This window comes from Pseudomonas brassicacearum (assembly GCF_003732265.1).
GTDB lineage: Bacteria > Pseudomonadota > Gammaproteobacteria > Pseudomonadales > Pseudomonadaceae > Aquipseudomonas > Aquipseudomonas brassicacearum_D.
The window spans coordinates 396-693 of record NZ_MOBK01000137.1 but is presented as its reverse complement, the minus strand read 5'-3'; the positions used below and the strand labels follow the sequence as shown (position 1 = coordinate 693).

The 298-nt window shown below is 62.1% G+C and carries 1 protein-coding gene; it reads left to right on the top strand.

The window, feature by feature from the left end:
• The coding region (locus BK660_RS30450) for a DUF6124 family protein (RefSeq protein ID WP_123436413.1) at window positions 1-283 on the top strand (283 nt) is incomplete at its 5' end.
• Window positions 284-298 lie beyond the last annotated feature (15 nt).

The window sequence follows — 298 nt, the reverse complement described above, 5'->3', positions numbered from 1 at the left end:
ACGCGCCGCGGCGACCCGTCGGCGGCGGAATGTTCCTCTCAATCAGCTCATCAGGGTGCGCGACGATGTCGACACACTGACCCTGCTCACCCACGCCAGCGAGATCCTCGACTCCCTCGTCGCCATCAGCGCAAACCTTGCCGATGAGTTCGACGGCTCCAAACGCCATGTGGCGGTGGCAATGAAGCAACTGAGCGCACTGGCCGAGATCCTGGTCTGTCGGGCACGGGATAATCTTGATCCGCAGGGTGTGAACACCTGCGGGCCTGAAACCCGCCATTGACGGGTGAAACCTGTA